The 17,462-nt window shown below is 41.0% G+C and carries 23 protein-coding genes; 7 read left to right on the top strand and 16 right to left on the bottom strand.

Features of this window, described 5'->3' with window-relative positions; translation table 11 throughout:
• The first annotated feature begins 92 nt into the window (after positions 1 to 92).
• The 3 genes from ACYTXL_RS02245 to ACYTXL_RS02235 all read left to right on the top strand — a co-directional run bounded on the left by ACYTXL_RS02245 (position 93) and on the right by ACYTXL_RS02235 (position 4,841).
• Positions 93 to 1,685: an IS1634 family transposase gene (locus ACYTXL_RS02245; protein ID WP_461923307.1), complete on the top strand. Its 1,593-nt coding sequence runs from the start codon at positions 93 to 95 to the stop codon at positions 1,683 to 1,685.
• Between the two features lie 398 nt (positions 1,686 to 2,083).
• Positions 2,084 to 3,340 (top strand): AIPR family protein, encoded by a 1,257-nt coding sequence (locus ACYTXL_RS02240; protein WP_461923306.1) that lies wholly within the window; start codon positions 2,084 to 2,086, stop codon positions 3,338 to 3,340.
• A gap of 550 nt (positions 3,341 to 3,890) precedes the next feature.
• The gene (locus ACYTXL_RS02235) at positions 3,891 to 4,841 is read left to right on the top strand and encodes an RpoD/SigA family RNA polymerase sigma factor (RefSeq protein WP_461923305.1); all 951 of its coding nucleotides are present in this window, start codon (positions 3,891 to 3,893) and stop codon (positions 4,839 to 4,841) included.
• Positions 4,842 to 5,157: 316 nt separating this feature from the next.
• On the opposite strand, the gene ACYTXL_RS02230 is transcribed toward ACYTXL_RS02235, so the two are convergent.
• The gene (locus ACYTXL_RS02230; RefSeq protein ID WP_461923304.1) at positions 5,158 to 5,661 is read right to left on the bottom strand and encodes a GNAT family N-acetyltransferase; all 504 of its coding nucleotides are present in this window, start codon (positions 5,659 to 5,661) and stop codon (positions 5,158 to 5,160) included.
• A 160-nt stretch (positions 5,662 to 5,821) separates the two neighbouring features.
• Between ACYTXL_RS02230 and ACYTXL_RS02225 the strand changes: the two genes are divergently transcribed.
• Positions 5,822 to 6,406: a TetR/AcrR family transcriptional regulator gene (locus ACYTXL_RS02225; RefSeq protein ID WP_461923303.1), complete on the top strand. Its 585-nt coding sequence runs from the start codon at positions 5,822 to 5,824 to the stop codon at positions 6,404 to 6,406.
• Between the two features lie 102 nt (positions 6,407 to 6,508).
• On the opposite strand, the gene ACYTXL_RS02220 is transcribed toward ACYTXL_RS02225, so the two are convergent.
• From ACYTXL_RS02220 to ACYTXL_RS02190, 7 genes are all read right to left on the bottom strand, one after another.
• Complete coding sequence (locus tag ACYTXL_RS02220) at positions 6,509 to 8,206, bottom strand: hypothetical protein (protein WP_461923302.1); 1,698 nt, start codon at positions 8,204 to 8,206, stop codon at positions 6,509 to 6,511.
• Between the two features lie 233 nt (positions 8,207 to 8,439).
• Positions 8,440 to 9,147 carry a hypothetical protein gene (locus ACYTXL_RS02215; RefSeq protein WP_461923301.1) on the bottom strand — a complete coding sequence of 236 codons (708 nt, stop codon included), beginning with the start codon at positions 9,145 to 9,147 and terminating at the stop codon, positions 8,440 to 8,442.
• Positions 9,147 to 9,557: a hypothetical protein gene (locus ACYTXL_RS02210; RefSeq protein WP_461923300.1), complete on the bottom strand. Its 411-nt coding sequence runs from the start codon at positions 9,555 to 9,557 to the stop codon at positions 9,147 to 9,149. The genes ACYTXL_RS02215 and ACYTXL_RS02210 overlap by 1 nt, the downstream gene beginning before the upstream one ends.
• Positions 9,558 to 10,001: 444 nt before the next feature.
• Positions 10,002 to 10,265: a hypothetical protein gene (locus tag ACYTXL_RS02205; RefSeq protein ID WP_461923299.1), complete on the bottom strand. Its 264-nt coding sequence runs from the start codon at positions 10,263 to 10,265 to the stop codon at positions 10,002 to 10,004.
• 23 nt (positions 10,266 to 10,288) lie between these two features.
• A complete protein-coding gene (locus ACYTXL_RS02200) occupies positions 10,289 to 10,864 on the bottom strand; it encodes a hypothetical protein (RefSeq protein ID WP_461923298.1) in 576 nt (191 codons plus the stop codon).
• A 3-nt stretch (positions 10,865 to 10,867) separates the two neighbouring features.
• Positions 10,868 to 11,170: a hypothetical protein gene (locus ACYTXL_RS02195; protein WP_185607167.1), complete on the bottom strand. Its 303-nt coding sequence runs from the start codon at positions 11,168 to 11,170 to the stop codon at positions 10,868 to 10,870.
• Positions 11,171 to 11,336: 166 nt separating this feature from the next.
• Positions 11,337 to 11,546, bottom strand: coding sequence for a hypothetical protein (locus tag ACYTXL_RS02190; RefSeq protein ID WP_461923297.1), 210 nt, complete (start codon positions 11,544 to 11,546; stop codon positions 11,337 to 11,339).
• 124 nt (positions 11,547 to 11,670) lie between these two features.
• Between ACYTXL_RS02190 and ACYTXL_RS02185 the strand changes: the two genes are divergently transcribed.
• From ACYTXL_RS02185 to ACYTXL_RS02175, 3 genes are read left to right on the top strand one after another with little or no spacing between them, the layout of a single operon-like run.
• Positions 11,671 to 11,940, top strand: coding sequence for a hypothetical protein (locus tag ACYTXL_RS02185; RefSeq protein WP_461923296.1), 270 nt, complete (start codon positions 11,671 to 11,673; stop codon positions 11,938 to 11,940).
• A gap of 39 nt (positions 11,941 to 11,979) precedes the next feature.
• Entirely contained in the window at positions 11,980 to 12,534 is a 555-nt protein-coding gene (locus ACYTXL_RS02180) for a GNAT family N-acetyltransferase (RefSeq protein WP_461923295.1), read from the top strand.
• A gap of 18 nt (positions 12,535 to 12,552) precedes the next feature.
• Entirely contained in the window at positions 12,553 to 13,089 is a 537-nt protein-coding gene (locus tag ACYTXL_RS02175; protein ID WP_461923294.1) for a hypothetical protein, read from the top strand.
• 214 nt (positions 13,090 to 13,303) lie between these two features.
• On the opposite strand, the gene ACYTXL_RS02170 is transcribed toward ACYTXL_RS02175, so the two are convergent.
• The 8 genes from ACYTXL_RS02170 to ACYTXL_RS02135 all read right to left on the bottom strand — a co-directional run bounded on the left by ACYTXL_RS02170 (position 13,304) and on the right by ACYTXL_RS02135 (position 17,455).
• Positions 13,304 to 13,834: a hypothetical protein gene (locus ACYTXL_RS02170; protein WP_461923293.1), complete on the bottom strand. Its 531-nt coding sequence runs from the start codon at positions 13,832 to 13,834 to the stop codon at positions 13,304 to 13,306.
• A gap of 538 nt (positions 13,835 to 14,372) precedes the next feature.
• Complete coding sequence (locus ACYTXL_RS02165) at positions 14,373 to 14,597, bottom strand: hypothetical protein (RefSeq protein ID WP_461923292.1); 225 nt, start codon at positions 14,595 to 14,597, stop codon at positions 14,373 to 14,375.
• A gap of 86 nt (positions 14,598 to 14,683) precedes the next feature.
• Positions 14,684 to 15,664 carry an aldo/keto reductase gene (locus ACYTXL_RS02160; protein WP_461923291.1) on the bottom strand — a complete coding sequence of 327 codons (981 nt, stop codon included), beginning with the start codon at positions 15,662 to 15,664 and terminating at the stop codon, positions 14,684 to 14,686.
• Positions 15,665 to 15,970: 306 nt separating this feature from the next.
• Positions 15,971 to 16,126, bottom strand: coding sequence for a hypothetical protein (locus tag ACYTXL_RS02155; RefSeq protein ID WP_461923290.1), 156 nt, complete (start codon positions 16,124 to 16,126; stop codon positions 15,971 to 15,973).
• Positions 16,110 to 16,349: a hypothetical protein gene (locus ACYTXL_RS02150; RefSeq protein WP_461923289.1), complete on the bottom strand. Its 240-nt coding sequence runs from the start codon at positions 16,347 to 16,349 to the stop codon at positions 16,110 to 16,112. The genes ACYTXL_RS02155 and ACYTXL_RS02150 overlap by 17 nt, the downstream gene beginning before the upstream one ends.
• A 2-nt stretch (positions 16,350 to 16,351) precedes the next feature.
• Positions 16,352 to 16,705: a hypothetical protein gene (locus tag ACYTXL_RS02145; RefSeq protein ID WP_461923288.1), complete on the bottom strand. Its 354-nt coding sequence runs from the start codon at positions 16,703 to 16,705 to the stop codon at positions 16,352 to 16,354.
• A gap of 205 nt (positions 16,706 to 16,910) precedes the next feature.
• Complete coding sequence (locus tag ACYTXL_RS02140; RefSeq protein WP_461923287.1) at positions 16,911 to 17,105, bottom strand: hypothetical protein; 195 nt, start codon at positions 17,103 to 17,105, stop codon at positions 16,911 to 16,913.
• A 209-nt stretch (positions 17,106 to 17,314) separates the two neighbouring features.
• Positions 17,315 to 17,455: a hypothetical protein gene (locus tag ACYTXL_RS02135; protein ID WP_461923286.1), complete on the bottom strand. Its 141-nt coding sequence runs from the start codon at positions 17,453 to 17,455 to the stop codon at positions 17,315 to 17,317.
• Positions 17,456 to 17,462 lie beyond the last annotated feature (7 nt).

Below are 17,462 nucleotides of genomic sequence, written 5' to 3'. Positions count from 1 at the left end.
TTATATGATTCAAGTTCTCAGTTCTTGTTTTCTTGACCCTACATTAGATTCTTCTGAATCCTTGTGTCAAGCCTAATTGAGATGCTCTTACCCTGGGTATAATTGCAGGAATTATAGATACCATAGGCTTAGTAGATATTATTAATGAATTAGTCGGTCAAGAGGCACAAGAAAAAATTAGTCCGGGACATGTAGTTAAAGCAATGATATTAAATGGACTGGGTTTTGTAAGCAGTCCATTATATATGTTCCCAGAGTTTTTTAAAGATAAACCTTGTGAACATCTAATTGGAGAAGGAGTAAAAGCAGAATATTTAAATGATGATAAATTAGGTAGGGTAATGGATAAGTTATTTATTAAAGGTTTAACTGAGATATTTTTAGCGATTACTATAAATGTAATACAACAATTTAATATTAGTTTAAAATCGTCACATTTAGACTCGACTTCACTACATTTACATGGTGAATACAACACTAGTGTACCAGATGTAATTATTCATAATAATTCATCAAATGGTCAAATCAAATCACCACAAGCTATTGAAATTACCTATGGTTATTCTCGTGACCATAGGCCCGATTTAAAACAATTTATTATAGACTTAATATCATCTGGAGATGGAGATATACCAATATTTTTAAAATCTGCATCTGGAAATCAATCCGATTCTTCAAGTTTTGCTAACATATTTTTAGAATACAAAGAACAAATGCAAAAATCAGAAATAAAAAATGAAGATAGTTTAATGGTTGCAGATGCGGCTTTGTATAACGCAAAAAATATCAGTTCATTATTTGGAACGAGATGGTTATGTAGAGTCCCTATGACTATAGGACTGGCAAAAGAACTAGTATCAACATTATTATCAACTAATTTTATTAGTAGTTCTTTAAGCGGATATTATTATTCTGTAGTTAAAAGTAATTATGGTGGAGTTGAACAAAGATGGTTGGTTGTAGAAAGCACTGAAAGGAAAGAATCTGATTTACGAAAATTAGAGAAAAGAATATCTAAGTCAAAAACTAGTGCATTATCTAAGCTTAAAAAACTACTTGACTCAAAATTTAATTCTCACCCAGAAGCTATCAAAGCCGTGGATACTTTAAACAAAAAGTTAAAGTACCATCAACTTCAGCAGATCGATTACCTAGAGAAAGAATCAAAAGATCAAAAAGTTTTCTATCAAGTAAATGCTTCATTATCTGAGAATATACATGCTATTAAAATAGCTTATCAAAGTGCTGGACGTTTCATACTTGCTACAAATATTTTAGATGAAAAATCTCTTAGTAATGATGATATGGTTTCCGAATATAAAGCACAGCAAAGCTGTGAGCGGGGATTTGCATTTATCAAAGACCCTTTATTTTTTGCAGACAGTATATTTCTTAAATCTCCAGAAAGAATTGAAGCTATGGCTATGATAATGGGATTATGCCTATTAGTCTATACTTTAGCTCAAAGACAAATAAGAAAAGCCTTGTCGGCATCTGAATCTACTATTAAAAACCAGCTCGGTAAATCTGTAAATAACCCGACTATGCGATGGATATTTCAATGTTTTCAATCCATACATTTAGTTGAATTTGAGCAGGAAATATTAATATCAAATTTGACTGAAGAAAGAAAATACATTTTGAGTTTCCTGCCAGAAAATTGTCGTTATTACTATAAATATTAATTAGACTGTATCAACAATTTATTTATCATAGAGACTATTAATTAAAATTCATAGTCACAAATTGTAATCACTTTTAATCGGTAGCTCATAAGCTAAACACAGATATTAGCTGAACAGTCATAAATTTTTATCTATGTAATTAATATAAATACTTATTGCTTCTTATTGAAAATGGAATATTATTTAGAATAGGTAAATAATATGATTCTACGAGCCAGTAAAGTATTTTTTTACTCTTATTGTCGAGAAAATATTCAGTAAAAACCCCTTTGTGACAGTTAGGGTGCGGAATGTGGGTTACATACTTGCGGCTTTTTAATTGCCGGGGACTTAATCCTACCGAATGAAAGTTAACGGTTTTGGTTAACATAGAAATTCCACTGACCAAGAAACAAAGTATGCCCAAGACTTGGAACGTAAAGATAGATAACTATTTTCAAGCCAACCCAAACTGCATCATCGCCACAGCCCACGTAGACAGCTTCCCTATAGACCTCCCCCTAGAACCCAACATCCGAGAACCTAACCGCAAAACTGGGACTTACAGACAAATCTTCGACTCCCTGACTACTCAACCCGAAAAATTCTTCTCCCGTCACAGTGGAATCGTCCTGTCAGCCAATAAAGTAAAACCAAGCAAAACCTCACTCGAACTAGAAGTTTTGGAAGCTTCCGAGGGCGGTAGCGATGGCATTATCAACGGAGCGCATACAGTTCTAGCCTTTGAGCAAGCGAAAAATTACAACTACAATTTAAGTCAAGCCAGAGTAAAAGTTACGATCCACATCGGACTCTCGGAAGACGAGGCTAAAGATATAGCCCTGGCCTCCAACACCACAACGCCAGTAGATTCTCGCTCCAAAGTCAACGCCAGGGGTGATTACAAATTTCTCAAGCAATACTTAGTTTCCTTAGAAAGAGCAGAAGATAGAAAATTCCGCATTGCCTATTACCAGAATCAAAGCGGCTCTCCCAGAAACGCCCAGTGCAATGTGAATCATTTGCTGAAGTTGATTAACTGCCTTGATAGAAATAGATACAACCCCGACGGTAATAAACGAACCAAGCACCCAGCAGGTATGAGTCCCCCCTCTAATATCACAGACACGGAAAGGGAAAGATTAACTGCACTTTTGCCTCTGCTTTCTCAAGCGTTGTGGATAGAGCAAAGACTGTATGAAATAATCCAAGATCATATCAGCAACCCCAGAAGAAAGGGTGTTAACGACCTAGCATCAATAGATATACGTAAAACTACATTGTTGCCTGACAGCAAGTATTCTTTTGGGTTTGGTGCGCCAACTGACCTGGCATTACCAATAATTGCGTCCTATCGGGTATTTTTGGACAAGGACTATAAATGGATTCTGCCGTTTAACGAATTCGCTGAAGATTTCCTCCAACACTTGTGGAATAACTATTTCCGTAAATACTTGGTATCAGAGAAAACAGCAGGAAATACAGTAGGAACTAAAATCAGCCGCAATCAAGAGATTTGGGAAAGTCTTTATATCTCGGCGCAAAGTTATCTGAATCAGCACTTGGTGAAAATGGTTAACTCCAGCAAGGAAGAAGAATCGAAAGTGACAGAAAGTACAAAAAAGAGGGGAAAAGGGAAAAGCGATGAACTCAGTGCGACTAATGTTCCCAAATAGTTTTTTACCGACCAGGGCATGAGGTATAGGGAGAATAGTACGAAGAAAAGCGTAAATCCGTGGTATTTCTGGATGAAAGAGTATGGAGTTGCTCCCTTCGAGTGTGGGGAATTAAGAAGATGTTGAACTCCTTCCTTGACGCACTCGCATTTAATTGTCTGAAACAGTACACCCAACAAGATAGTCAGCAAGGAGGTTTCACATAAATCTTCGTGCCATTGGGTATAGGGGAAAAACTCTTGTCCCCCATGCCCTACCTGACTTTTCCAGTTATCCAGTTCAGTCAGGAACTCTCAAAATAGCTTGGGTAATACCAGCTAATTAATTCTCAACAAGTTAAATTTAATGACAAAATTTACCAGAGATAGAACTTTGGAATGGAGGTATAGTAAGCGCTCACTGGATACCGTTATAGATGATTGTGTTCTAGGTTGAATTTATTTATCGCAATCTCAGATTAATATTTTTTAGCTGTTAAATCAGGAAAATTAATTCAGCGATTTGATTTATACTTTTAGATTCGTCTAAATATCAAAAAAAGTTTTATTGTATGTCCAGCCTGAGTCCAGACATGGTTCGTATCTATTTGCAAGAGATTGGTCGTTACCCAATGCTAACCGCAGACCAAGAAATTGCTTATGGCAGGCAGGTACAGCAAATCATGGCAATTGAGCAAAGAAAAAATGAACTCACCCAACAACTAGATCGTGAGCCAACAATGGTCGAATTAGCTGTTGATGTTGACAAAAGTGAATTGGAAATAGCTCAAATACAAAATCTTGGGCAACGAGCCAAACAAAAAATGGTGACAGCAAACTTGCGTCTGGTGGTTTCGATTGCCAAAAAATATACTAAGCGCAATCTGGAATTCTTAGATTTGCTGCAAGAAGGGGCAATAGGTTTACAAAGGGGTGTAGAAAAATTTGACCCCAATCGCGGCTATAAGCTTTCCACCTACGTATACTGGTGGATTACGCAGTCAATCACACGGGCAATCGCAGAGAAATCCCGTACTGTACGCTTGCCAATTCATATCACCGAACAACTCAACAAAATTAAGAAAGTACAGCGAGAATTATTTCAGACACTGGGTCGTCCAGCCAGTGTTGTAGAAATTGCTGAAACTTTAGACTTACAACCAAGCCAGATTAGGGATTTTCTCAGCAGTTCAAAGCAGCCAATTTCTCTAGATGTAAAGATTGGAGATAACCAAGACACAGAACTTAGTCAACTTTTACCAGATGAAGGCATATCTCCAGATGAACATGTCACCAAAGAACTTTTACGCCAAGACATCAATAGTTTATTAGAATCACTCAAACCGACGCAACGTGAAGTATTAATTTTGCGTTTTGGGTTAGAGAACGATCAAGAACTAACTTTAGCTCAAATTGGAGAGAAGTTGAATGTCAGTAGAGAACGAGTTCGCCAAATTCAGCAGCAAGCAATCACTGTTCTACGTCGTCAAGAAACTGAAATTAAACAGTATTTAGTTTCCTGAAGGATACCAAAAGATGATGTTTTAGGGACTAATTAACTGAAAAGTAAGTTCTACATTGGATAAGACTTTGGAATAATTGGTATCTCAAGATCCTGATTTGAATCAATTAGCTAAAGGCTTGAGAAAGGGAGAGGAAGAGTAATTTTTAAACATAGTTTTGCAATGGGGAATCGCCCCTATTGTCACCCTGACTTTTCACTCTAAGTACTGAAACCCCGATCAAGACTTGGGTCAGCGAAGCGAGAAAGTAAATATTGGATTGCCCAGGTGCGATCGCTTTGCGACAACAATGACAGCAGTCGCATCAAGCGAGCGCTTACTGCGACTGAGCGGATAGCGCCTTGCGGTAAACGATTTTGTCAGCGCCCGCTTGATAGAAGTCGCGTATCCGTGCTTCTTCTTCATAACCGCACTTGCGGTAGAACGCTCGCGTGCGCTCGAAGTCCGGCGTACCTGACGTTTCCACCAGTAGTACACGCCCGCCGCGTCTCATCAATGTTTGCTCAACGTAGCGTAGCAGGGTCGCACCACGTCCTTGTCCTTGTCGGTCAGGTCGGATAGCAATCAACTGTAGATTCCACGTCTGATCAGTCATCCGTTCCATCTCACAGTAAGCGACCCCAACCGCCCCATTGTCATCGTCGGTAATCCAAAAGCGTTCAGCTTTGCCGTCTAGTAGAGAATCGCTATCGCTGCTACAACCGAAGTAATCGGACAACATTTCGCCAAGCTCCTCAAGTTGGTTTGGTTGGAACAATCCGGTTGCTTCGGCTAAGGCAATCAGCGCGGTTGTGTCATCGGGCATGGTCGGTCGAATCATTGCGAACTCCGTGTGTAAAACAGGTTAGCCTTTGGAAGAAATATCACAACAGTTGTTATAAAAGAAATATCACAACAGTTGTTATGTCAATAAAACATAACAACTGTTGTGATAAGATGTCAAGAGACTTGTTTCATGTTGCTATAAACCGAGGAGAGCTATGAGTTATGACGCTCGCCGTATTGAAGTAACTAAAGCGGCATGGCGGGTGATTGTCCGTGAAGGATTGGATCGTGCCAGTATGCGAGCGATCGCGCAAGAACTTGGCTCTTCGACCGGGGTTGTTACCCATTACTTTCGAGACAAAGAAGAACTTACCCTATTTGCCCTGGAACAGGTGTTTGAAAACGTCCTAGAGGATATGAAAACCTGTGCCGAGGGACAACAAGGAATTGACAGACTAGCACAGATGATTTTTGTGGCTCTACCTCTGGAGGACATTGACAAAGCGGATTGGAAGGTTTGGGTGGCATTTTTGGGCTATTCTATTGGGCGCGATCGCCTTGTTCAGGAACACCGAAAACGCTATGACTTTTTACGGCAGATTATTTGTCAAGAGTTAGCTAACTTACAAAAAGCCTTGGTAATTCGAGCCGATCTTGATTTAACCCTTGAAGCCAATGCACTTATTGCCCTAGTGGATGGGATTGGCACTAGTGTTGTCATTTGTCCTGAGCAGTTCTCCGCAGATCAACAAAAATATCTTGTGCTACGACATATCAATGCTTTAATTGCATCATCTTGAATACTAACGGTCAAACTTGAGTTATTGGGTATCCTCTTTATCTTTAGAGGTTTCCAGGAAATAACGTACACCCATAGGTATAAAATCTGGGTGTAAAAGCGCCTATAAGGGAGTTATAGCGGTTAGTACAGCAATAATTTCAATCCCCTTTTTGAACCAACAATTTCCCAGACACCCCAGCCGTAAAATTTTCTCCCCTCTGGGTATGACTGCCCTTTCATGCTGTTGAACTAATTCAGGAAAGAACTGAAGTAATGTTCTGGCTGGATCTGGTTGCCCATTGCCTGGGTGCAAATGGGTCTTTAGCCATTCGGGAATCATGCCCAGATTGCCGCCACTAACAGGTTCTCCAAAGTTATTAGGGTTGGCTTTAAAATATTCTCCACTAGCAACATTCATTTTGCGTAGACCACCAGCGCTAACCGCTTGAGCTACACAGCCAATAAAGTTAACTGATTGCTTAAAGGTGTCTGCCAGGCCAGCCGTAGCTTTACCGACTACGCTTGTCAGGTTGGAGCCATGCAGCACGATAATTAATGTACCACCAGATTTAGCGAAGCGAGAAAGTAAATATTGAATTGCCCAGGTGCGATCGCTCTCCTCTAACAATGACAGCAACCGCATCGCTTCATCAATTACTAGCAGTAAGTTTTTATGGGAGTAAGGTTCGCTTCCATCTAAACCCTTAAGAAATTTCAATAAATCACGAGCGACGAGTTCATCAGCCCCATCCGCATCTTGATCAGGGAACTTTTGGGCAGAAGTTAAGTTGCAGGCAAATGGGTAAACGTCTACCCCAGCAGTAAAGTATTGGGTGTTCAATACGGGGTCAAGTGCTGTAGATAATGTTGCCAAGATTGCTGCTAAGGTTCCCTTGCCACCTCGCTGAGTACCAGCTATCGCAATGACTTGGGAACTCATCATATCTTCTACTTGAAAACCACTTTTCGTTAAAGCAGCGATGAGTGCGTTTGCCCTATTAATTAGAGGGAGATTAATTAGAGTGTCTGGTACAAGCCCATCAGCTGATGGCTGTAACTCTGCCGGTCTAGAAAGCTCCGTAGCTTGGTTCATCTTGCCAACATCTACTTGTGGCGATTGAAACTGTTTGATATCTACGGTTGGTGGTAACTGGACGTTTGCCTGTGCGATCGCACTTATCTCCGACCGATTCACTCGGCTGTCAATCGTCACATCCTGTAAATGGAGAGCCATACTTTCATAAGTGGGTAGCTGACGACCCAAAAGCTTGCCAAACCAGCCAAACATCCAGCGATAAGCATAAAAACGTTTTCCTGGTTCAACTTGCGTTAAATACTGGACAATATTTTCAAACTCAGCATGAAGAAAGGCGTACTCTTCTGCTGATTGTCGTTCTAGGAATTTAACGGTATTGGCAAGATGATCCGCTTGATAATTGCTCCTAGCATCATAATCCCCGGCACGAGCTAGAGCGTCTACAAAATTACCACGTACAAAAGGCAAGGGGGCAATCTCCTTGGTTCTGTTGGAATGTTCGACAACAAACCATAACCACGCAGCACCGCCAATTAAACCACCAACTAGTGCCAGTGGGTTGACCGCATAACAAACCGCTCCGATCCCAGAAGCCACCAAGCCAAGTACACGGGTCATGTCTGCTTCGTTCTCAGAAACTCGTGCCATTTCAAATAATCCATCTTTTCTCTCTTGCAGCCATTGGGCGATATTCCCGGCTTCCAAGTGAGACAAATTAGGATATTGCGATCGCAAATATTCAGTTTCTTTAGTTGTAATTTTTGGGATATTGTTACTTTGCATAAAAGAAATGCCCTGTTGAGTAGTGAGTGCCGCTCAATGAAGAGGCTCTTGGTTGGGGGCAGGGAGCGGGGGGAAATGACCCCAACATCGAGCCGTGAAATGAAGAGGGAAACACGGGTTTGAGTCCCCCAATAATAGTTAAGTAGTTATCGAACAGGGGGGGGTCGAATCCCAATTCTTTTCTATCTCCCCTGCTCCCTGCTCCCTTGCCTCTTTGTTGAGCGGCGCTCACTTTAATCTTTGGTCAACCGCCAAATAGCGAACCCAATTTCACCCGCCATCATTGTGCCGATGTTAAATAAGATACAGCCCAAAATCATGAATGGGGCTGTAAACTCAAATGGGTTACGAGCTGCAAAGGTGGTGATAATATCGAACACCCAAACCGCAATTACAACTAGTCCAGCGCTAGAGCGATCGCGTATACCTGCGGTCTTGTAGTCCGCCCAGAGTTGGCCTACCAAGTCAATCTTGCCACTAGGCTTGGTTTCAAGCTCATAAACCATGTGGTCTTGAAGTTCCCGTCGTGCTGAATCTGGGTTTTTACCGCGTAGGGCGTGGGCTTCGATTACCTGAACACCTACAGAAATTATGAATGCTAGGTAAAAAAATGGGTTGAACAGTGCAAACGGCACATTTAGCCAATTCCAAGTCGGCTCAAACCAGGGTAAAACAGGGGGACCAGTAAAGATTAATTGCCAAGTTGAATCAGCACTAATTACAGAACCACCAATAAATAAAATCCCGCCAACTAACGCACGACCTGCACCACCGTTAGCAACAAACTGATTAACGATAGCAGCTGCGGCCCGAATGGGTAAGCCGACAATCATCACAACAGCCTTGGCACAAAAATCAATGATTTCACCAAGCGATCGCTTCTTATCTTTAGGCTTACTATCGCTGTTGCTAGTGCTGCTACTTTCTGCACCTAATCCCATTATTTCCTCCTACTTTGTTTGATATTTTGAACACTTTTACAAATCCCTTTAGCTTTGTGCTTCCACTTCCAAATTCCTTCTTCAATTCGTCCAATACACCTGCCCGTCGCATCAAAAACATCAACAATCTCATCATCTTGATAAAGGGTTGTGTCTGGTCTGGGATTGCGTTTAGCGCTATCAAAGTAATTGGTAATTCTCAACTTGCGACTTGTGGGCATGACTCCCGCCTCATACAAGGCATCACTGGTTTTTGCCCGTTCTTCTATGCGGGAACGTTCTAATTCTTCTGAGGCTTTTAGCCGTTGAAGCTCTGCATAAGCCCCCAACTTGGGTACTAAGGGGATGATTACAGGCAATATGCAAATGCCAACACCAGCCAAAGCTAAGTACAGTTGTTTCTTATACATGAGATTGCTGTGCTATAGCGCGTTCTTAGACATATCTTTAATGAGGCGTTTCATGTTTCACGCTGTTTCACGAGCCTGAAACAGCGTGAAACAGTGCTGTGAAACAGTTGGATGAAACACTACCCTTCATAACGGCTTTTGAGTAAGAAATTGACTGGTGTTTCATGTTTCACGCTGGGGGAATGCTGTTTCACGAGCCTGAAACACTGATGAAACCGTTGAAACAGTTTCATGAAACAGTTGTGTGAAACAGTTGGATGAAACACTACCCTTCATAACGGCTTTTGAGTAAGAAATTGACTGGTGTTTCATGTTTCACGTTGGATGTTTCACGCGGGGGAATGCTGTTTCACGCCCTGAAACATTGATGAAACCGTTGAAACGTTTCATGAAACAGTGCTGTGAAACAGCTTTATGAAACAGAAACACTCCCGCCCATCACTGTTATTTTGATGCCCGTCCCAGAAAAGTCAATCCTGCACCAACAAGTAATCCCAACGGTATGAACATCCCACTACCAATTAATCCAGTAGCAACAACGCTACCAACGAGATATGCACTGCCACCTAAAGCGCCAACAATTGAAGTAGCAAACAATCCTGTACTGAGAATATCCATAACCTGATTTTTCCTTTGATGAGTTAATAGTTCTTGAAGTAATCGGATTTCGGCAACAGTGGCAACAGTTTCATTTTGAATTTGTAGCAATGCTGCTACTGTTTTATAAGCTTCTAAAATCGGATCTGTGTCCCCATCGAAGAAACTCTCTCCCGTAACAAATTGAGTCGCGCTTTGAGTTGTTCCTTTTTTTGAATCGACTTCCCCAGCCTTGTTGAGGCTTCTTCTGCCAAATTAATCAAACTCTGATCTATCTCGGTAATCTGGTTATCAACTTCCAACATGGATTGTTCAGCAAAGGCATCCAACACCGTCCCCTTAGCTCCAATCAAGGATTCCATGAACAACAAAGCTCCTGTAACACCAGTTGATGCACCCAAAATCTTAGATTGCTCATTTTGGACGGCTATAGCACCAGAAATAGTCTCTTTATCAGCCGCAGTTAACTTGTATGAGGCTTGTTGAATTGCCTCATCAGCTTTGGTGATTGTGGCTTCAGGTATATTTGCTACAGGTGATTGTTGAGGCTGTAATTTCTCACTATTGGTAATATCTCGAAATCTAGCTAAAATCTCCTCTGGAACTGGTGAATCGACCGTCCATTTTTGCTCTGGATATTGACGGCGTAATTCATCAACTATCTTTCCTGGTACTTTATTGAGAGCTTGTGCAAATTCTTTAACGATCATGATTTACGCTCCTAAAAACTTTTCGGGGTGATTTTTTAATTCAATTGCCACCTTCTTCAAAGAACCTTTGGTTAAAACGTAACTTCTAATTCTTTGAAGCACAGGTAAATGCCAGTTTGTCAACTTCGCTCGTCCGTTTAGCCCTCCATTATCTTCGTCCCGAAAATCCTCAAATTCTGGTAAGTACAAAGAAGCTAAGTCTAAATACTTTTGGAACTGTCTAATTCCAACTGATGGCTCCAATTTCTTGGCTGCCTCCTCTCGTGTTAACAATTCTTCAACTACACAGCTTCCCTGAATTAACAATGGTTTCGGCTCCTAGAGTTCCGACTGAGTTCCGGCTGAATTCCGATTGAGTTCCGACTGAGTTCCGGTTGAGTTCCGATTGAATTCCGGTACTGCTAATACTAATAATAAAAAAACCACCTACTGCTGGGGAGGGTTTTTCTAATTGCTTAGTGTTTGGGAAACACTAACTTCTTGATAAGTAACTATGAATCGCTCCAAAATGGTTAAGTATATAGGGCTTTGGTTCGACAAATCTCGAGCTACTTTCATCAGCTAACCAGTTTTTTAGTGCCTCGACTGAGTAACCTGACAAACGACTCATTTGGTAAGTCGAAAAATTATGAAGTTTTTTAAATTCTTTAGGATGTATTGGCTTAATACCAATATTTTTCATGATTGCTCCTACTATTTGTGAAGCTATTGTGGGAGTAGTCCATTTTTAACGTACCATACCGCACAAAGATTTGCAAACATAACGTAAACTGCCGTACTATCTTTATATTATTTCTCTGTTGTGTATGCCGAAACCAGGATTTAAAACAATCACAGTACCGGACTGGATTGTTGAGGAAATTAAGAGACAGCCTGACTATAAAGGGAATCAAGCTGCCACTTTGGGGGCGCTCGTTAGGGATGGTGTTGCGGCTCGTGGCGGAGAATTGGAAAACCCAGCAATATTCGTTGCACAAGTACTGAATCACTTACCTAATTGGGAGCGGCGCGAATCCTGGGAGTTGGCGCTGACTATTTTAAGTTGGTTGCAAGAAACAGAGCATAATGCTGATTGATCGGATTGATAGAATTGGTTCATAGGTAATTTTGGTGTAATGCTTCCTTTGGTAAAACTAATTTGCGGTCAAGATAACACGATTGTGGAAGGAGATTTAGTAGAGCTAGCACAAAAGCATGTTGATGATTATGCCAACAAGTGGAAAGAACAATTACAATTGCACGGGCAATCAGACAAATTTTGGGACTGGGATTTTAAACTGGAGTTTATCATTAATAGACAAGCAAACCGTGAAGGCTATGCGATTGAATACGAAGATGAAACTCAAGGGTTAATGCTGATTGAAACTCAAATGCACGGTTCTCGCCTAGTAGAGGGTAGACGCTTGGTATACATTGATGGCATAGCTACCGCACCTTGGAATCGGGCATACATACAACGTCCCCCCAAATTAAAAGGTGTTGGAACTGCATTTTTGGCGTTTGCCAGAACTCGCAGTTCACAGCTAGGGTATAAAGGTAGAGTAGGATTACATTCACTACCGGGAGTAGAAGAATTTTATGATAGCCAAGGCATGATTGATGCCGGAGAGGATGAAGATTATGATGATCTAGTTTATTTTGAGTATGGAGTTTTTCGTTCTCCTGAATGAGATAGGAAAGGGAAGTAAATGAGTCAGCAGGAAAAGAGTGATAATCAAAGCACCTTTAACCAAGAAAATGCAGTAAATCCAATGGGTTTATTATTTGATGAAGAATGGTTAAGAAAAGCTGTTGAAGCTGAGGATAAAATTGTTGGCAACATTGGGGCTGGATTAGATTGGGGTTCAGCATTCGGCTCCTTAATGCTCAATCTCGAACTTTGGGGACGTTTCACAACTTTACGTATTTCTCTAAATAGAGAAGTGCGGTTACTGCTGAATAATTGGAATTTAGGCACAGCTACGAAAATTGCGGTAAAAACTGCAAGAGAGAGAATACTTGAAAAATTTAGATTGCCGACACCAGAGGTAAAAGAATACATACTTGATACTCTGGAAAATGATGAACTTTATGGTGAAGAATTTATTTCTAATCGTGAGATACTGCGCGAACTGCTTGGGTTGCTATTAAAACAAGAAGATTGGGAAACCATTGCAGCAGTTGCAGCAGATTCGTTAAAGAAAGAAATTATACATCAAGCTGTTGGTGAAAAAATTTCAGCATAAGTTAATTCTCCGCTTTCCTCCCGAACCTCCTCTACTTCACGCTATACAATCTGCCCTCCCAATTCCCGGCGCTTGCCTAATTAATCAGTGAATACATATCGGGCTTGCACAGCGCACTGGCGCTCTTTGTTGTACCGCACTTGCACACCACGGAATTGGTACAGTTTGCATGTCGGTTAATACAATATTTGTCATTAGATTGATATGCTGCCTTTCAATCTTTAGCATCTTGCTCTAGATACTGGCGCACTCCCGCGCTCATTGCTAGGAGGTTTGGTTGTATATTTTTCGCTAAAAAATCTTCGACTACATGAGCAATTGTACTTGTGAGAAAGAATGGTACTCCCTTAATTTTTTTTGGGTCAATCACTAGCTCACCACGGCTTTCAATTACTGTATTATTGTCGTCTGACAAAAAGCGATTTTTGCCAGAACACTTAACTGCTTCTGTGAAAGAATGAGTTTCAATCCGCCATTCAACTGTAAAATCAGCCTGATTCCAGGTATTATATTCTTTCCAAGAAAGCATATCTTCACTGAGCAGAACTCGTGCTGCTGCTGGAATTTCACTGCCACCGTGCCAGTCATTGACAGTATAAACATTACTACCTACTTCCCTACGTGATAAAAGTGTGATGTGACGCACGTTTGGCATATAGGGAACTAGCTCAACCAGTTTGTCCCGATAGCTAGCATAAACCAGGGAGCGTGGAAAAGGAATTTGAGTATCAGCACAGATGAGCATTAATTAATACCATATCTAAATATAGACAGAAGGGAAATTACCAAGAGGTTAGCGATGGCGTAACCGCCCACCGAAGGTGATCGCAACTGAGGTGTTTTTTTGGTTGATTCGCCTGAATTTTGGTTAACTATATTTTACTGTCGTATCGGATCACAAAGCGGCACAAAAAAGCAGCATGGTCTGCCGTGACATCTAAAAGCCTTACTATGTATAGATGTCACAGAAAGCGGCAAGATGAAGTCAAACTCTAGAACCCTTGCTATTAAAGGAATGTCACAAAAAGCGGCATGGTGAAATTATGAATTTGGTGTCACTTGAAAGCACTCAAAGCGATACAGAATGGGTGTCACGCGAAAAGCGGCCCACTTGACGAAAAAAAAAATAGGGATGAAAAAAAGCTCCGTTTTTGGGGCTTTTTATGAAGTGGGATCGACAGCCTCTGATGCTCACCGAACGCCTGCTTTTAAGTGTGGGATTCCCTACACCCTATCCCTACAAGCTTTTCATGACTGATGCTGAATTTTATTTCCCAAGCTTTCTATTTTTTATTTTGCAAGTTTTTCTTCTTATTTTGTTTAGGGCACTGGATATCGACCATCAACCCATGCTCAAATACAATAGTGTGTTTTGGATCTGCTCCATCAGAAAGGAGAGTTTTTTTCTTTTTACTCATCAACTTCATTTCCTTGATTGTGTTCTCGAAAAAATGAAGTTGATAGCCACAATCACACTCAAATGATGAAGGGAATAATTCTTTGGACATAAACTAATCAAAGTGAAGTTTCTTGCTGTTTCAGCTAACTTATTTGAACTGGGAATGAAAACTTACTTACCAGTTCGGTAATTAACTTAACGATTAACAGTACTCATATCAGGGTAGCGTAAGCCTGCGGTAATCCCTTTTGGTGCAACTGCCTCAATTTGAACGAGTTCATCTGAAGTAAGAGTCATGGAAGTAGCTGCAATGTTTTCCTCCAAATAGGTGCGTCGCTTTGTACCAGGAATTGGGATAATATCTTCACCTTGAGCTAATAGCCATAAGAGAGCAAGTTGGCTAGGTGTGACTTGCTTTTGTTCAGCGATTTCCTTGACTTTTTCCACTAATTGCAGATTCAGCAAAAAATTCTCCCCTTGAAAACGAGGATGATTTCTACGGGCATCATCTGGTGCAAGGTCTTCAGGACAGGTGATGGCTCCCGATAAAAATCCACGACCAAGCGGACTGTAAGCCACAAAACCAATTCCTAACTCTCGTACAGTAGATAAAATTTCATCTTCTGGGTCGCGGCTCCACAAAGAATACTCTGTTTGAAGTGCAGTAATTGGGTGGGTTGCCTGCGCCCGTCGAATTGTCGCTGGAGCAGCTTCGGAAAGTCCTAGATAGCGCACTTTACCAAGTTTGACTAACTCTGCCATTGCTCCTACGGTATCTTCTATTGGCACATTAGGATCGACCCGATGTTGATAATACAGGTCAATTGTCTCAATCCCCAGCCGTTTAAGTGAAGCATCACAAGATTGATGGACATATTCTGGACTGCCACTAACGCCTTTCCAACCGCCGTCTTCAGTACGGACATTACCAAACTTGGTTGCTAATACTACTTTGTCTCGACGATCAATAATTGCTTTGCCTACTAATTGCTCGTTGGTAAACGGGCCATACATATCAGCAGTGTCGAGGAAATTTACCCCAAGTTCTAATGCACGGTGGATAGTAGCGATCGCCTCAATTTCATCACGACCGCTGTAAAACTCAGACATTCCCATGCAACCAAGTCCGATCCTTGAAACTTCCAATCCTTGATTCCCTAGCAAAACACTTTTCATCTAATAGTCTCCTAATCAGTGATCAGAAAAATAAACCCTTCAGCATTATCCCTTTCCCTCTGAACAAGTCATCTATTAGAAGAAGTACTTCTTGGTAGAATAATAGATACGCCCGAACTGCAACTAGGATGCGGTTCAGGGACACCTGCTAAACCAAAAGCCAGCCTCGCTGTGAAAGAGCAGGTATTGTGATGTTGAAATAGTTCGGTTTCTTTTGCCCAAAAACCAGGAGAGAGCCACTTAAAGTAGTGGAAAAGGCGAAAACTGCAATGGCACAATTGAGGATCAACTGTTTTTTGTTCATCGTTATTTTTTCGGCGGTTCGTATTTGGATAACAAAGCGCTGAAGTCGTAAATCGTTACTGTTGGCTTTGGCTTTGGCTCTGGTTCAGGTTTTGGTTTCGACTCTATTACGAGTTCAGGATTGCCCAAACCAATTGCATTTTTAATTTCGTGTTCCATGACTGGATTCTCCTTGTTGATAAAATTGCTCTACCTGCTCGATTGCGTTGACTATATCTCCCAAAATATTGAACGGATCATTTAGCACCACATCGTTTGAGGTAGAAAAATGTTCTGACGATTGAATTTTACGATAATCTCGACTACTCCCCACAAGCCGCAATGTATATTGACAACCCTGTAAGATAGTCCGAATCTCTGATGTGGTCAACTTAATTTCCATCGTTATTTATCTCCCGAAAATTTATCTTGTTGAATATTCAAACTTGCTCCGACTAAAAAACTCCCTAAGAAGGCAGAAAAACTTACCAGCATTGCACCCAAGCAAATATTTTTCTGCTGCTGCCAACCAGAGATAATTATGTTGGGATTATTAGTCTCGATAATCTCCATTCCCCAACACCCCATTGCTCCAACTCCTGAAAACCCAGTAATCAGCAGAGAGATAATTGCAGTTGTTTCTATGATGCGGTCGATAAAAATCCTGGGGTTGAATCTTTTTCGAGTCCGGCGAAGAACTAATTTACTACGAGTATTTGAAGGCAAAGATGATTGATGGGTTACTTTCTGGGTTTTCACTTTTCATCCTCCAATTCAACAAAAAATCCTGCACCAGTATTATTAATCTTCACTTTTTTTTGATTGACCAGTGTTTGAATCACTCCCAGGCTAAATTTGATACTGCACAATCGTGCGCTACCTCCACAGCGTCGGAGGTATTGTAAGCATTGGTGTGACTGGTCATTAGAGGTGGGGTAAGTTGATTTTCTCGGCATAATCTTGACTATGACTCTATGATTTGTAAATGATGTGCATTGAAAAAAATTCCTTGGCCAGGGGGCATGTCTGGGAAATGAACACAAACCATGCTGTGTCCTGAATACTGGATGACTGTACCTGTTTGCCCTAACCGTGGGTCTTTTTCTGTCAGTGCTTTAATAACTTTGACAACTGAATTAATTGGTGGGAGATTGGACATTTTTAATCTTTTATTAGTCAGCTTGTTATCAATTAGTAATTTGAGTTTTCGCCGATACCATATTGCCATTTTAGAAAACTGACGGGAGTACAGATTTCCTGCCAATCACAAGCTCCCATTGGTGCATTCCAATCCTGTCGGTATTCCTCTCCAAAATACCCCAGTCCCCAATGCCAATCGTCATATTCCGGCTCCGACTCCCATCCAAACTAGAGAGCAACATTCACTTTAATCAGGTACAAAAACTTAATCATCCATCCGCCACTGTAATCAGAAATAAAATCGTAAAAGTCTCCTAGAAAGCGTTCATTTGTTAATGCAATTAAATCCATTCTTGACCAAAGATTCATCTTTTAA

The organism is Nostoc sp., from assembly GCF_054880495.1.
This window is presented reverse-complemented; position numbering and strand designations above follow the sequence as displayed.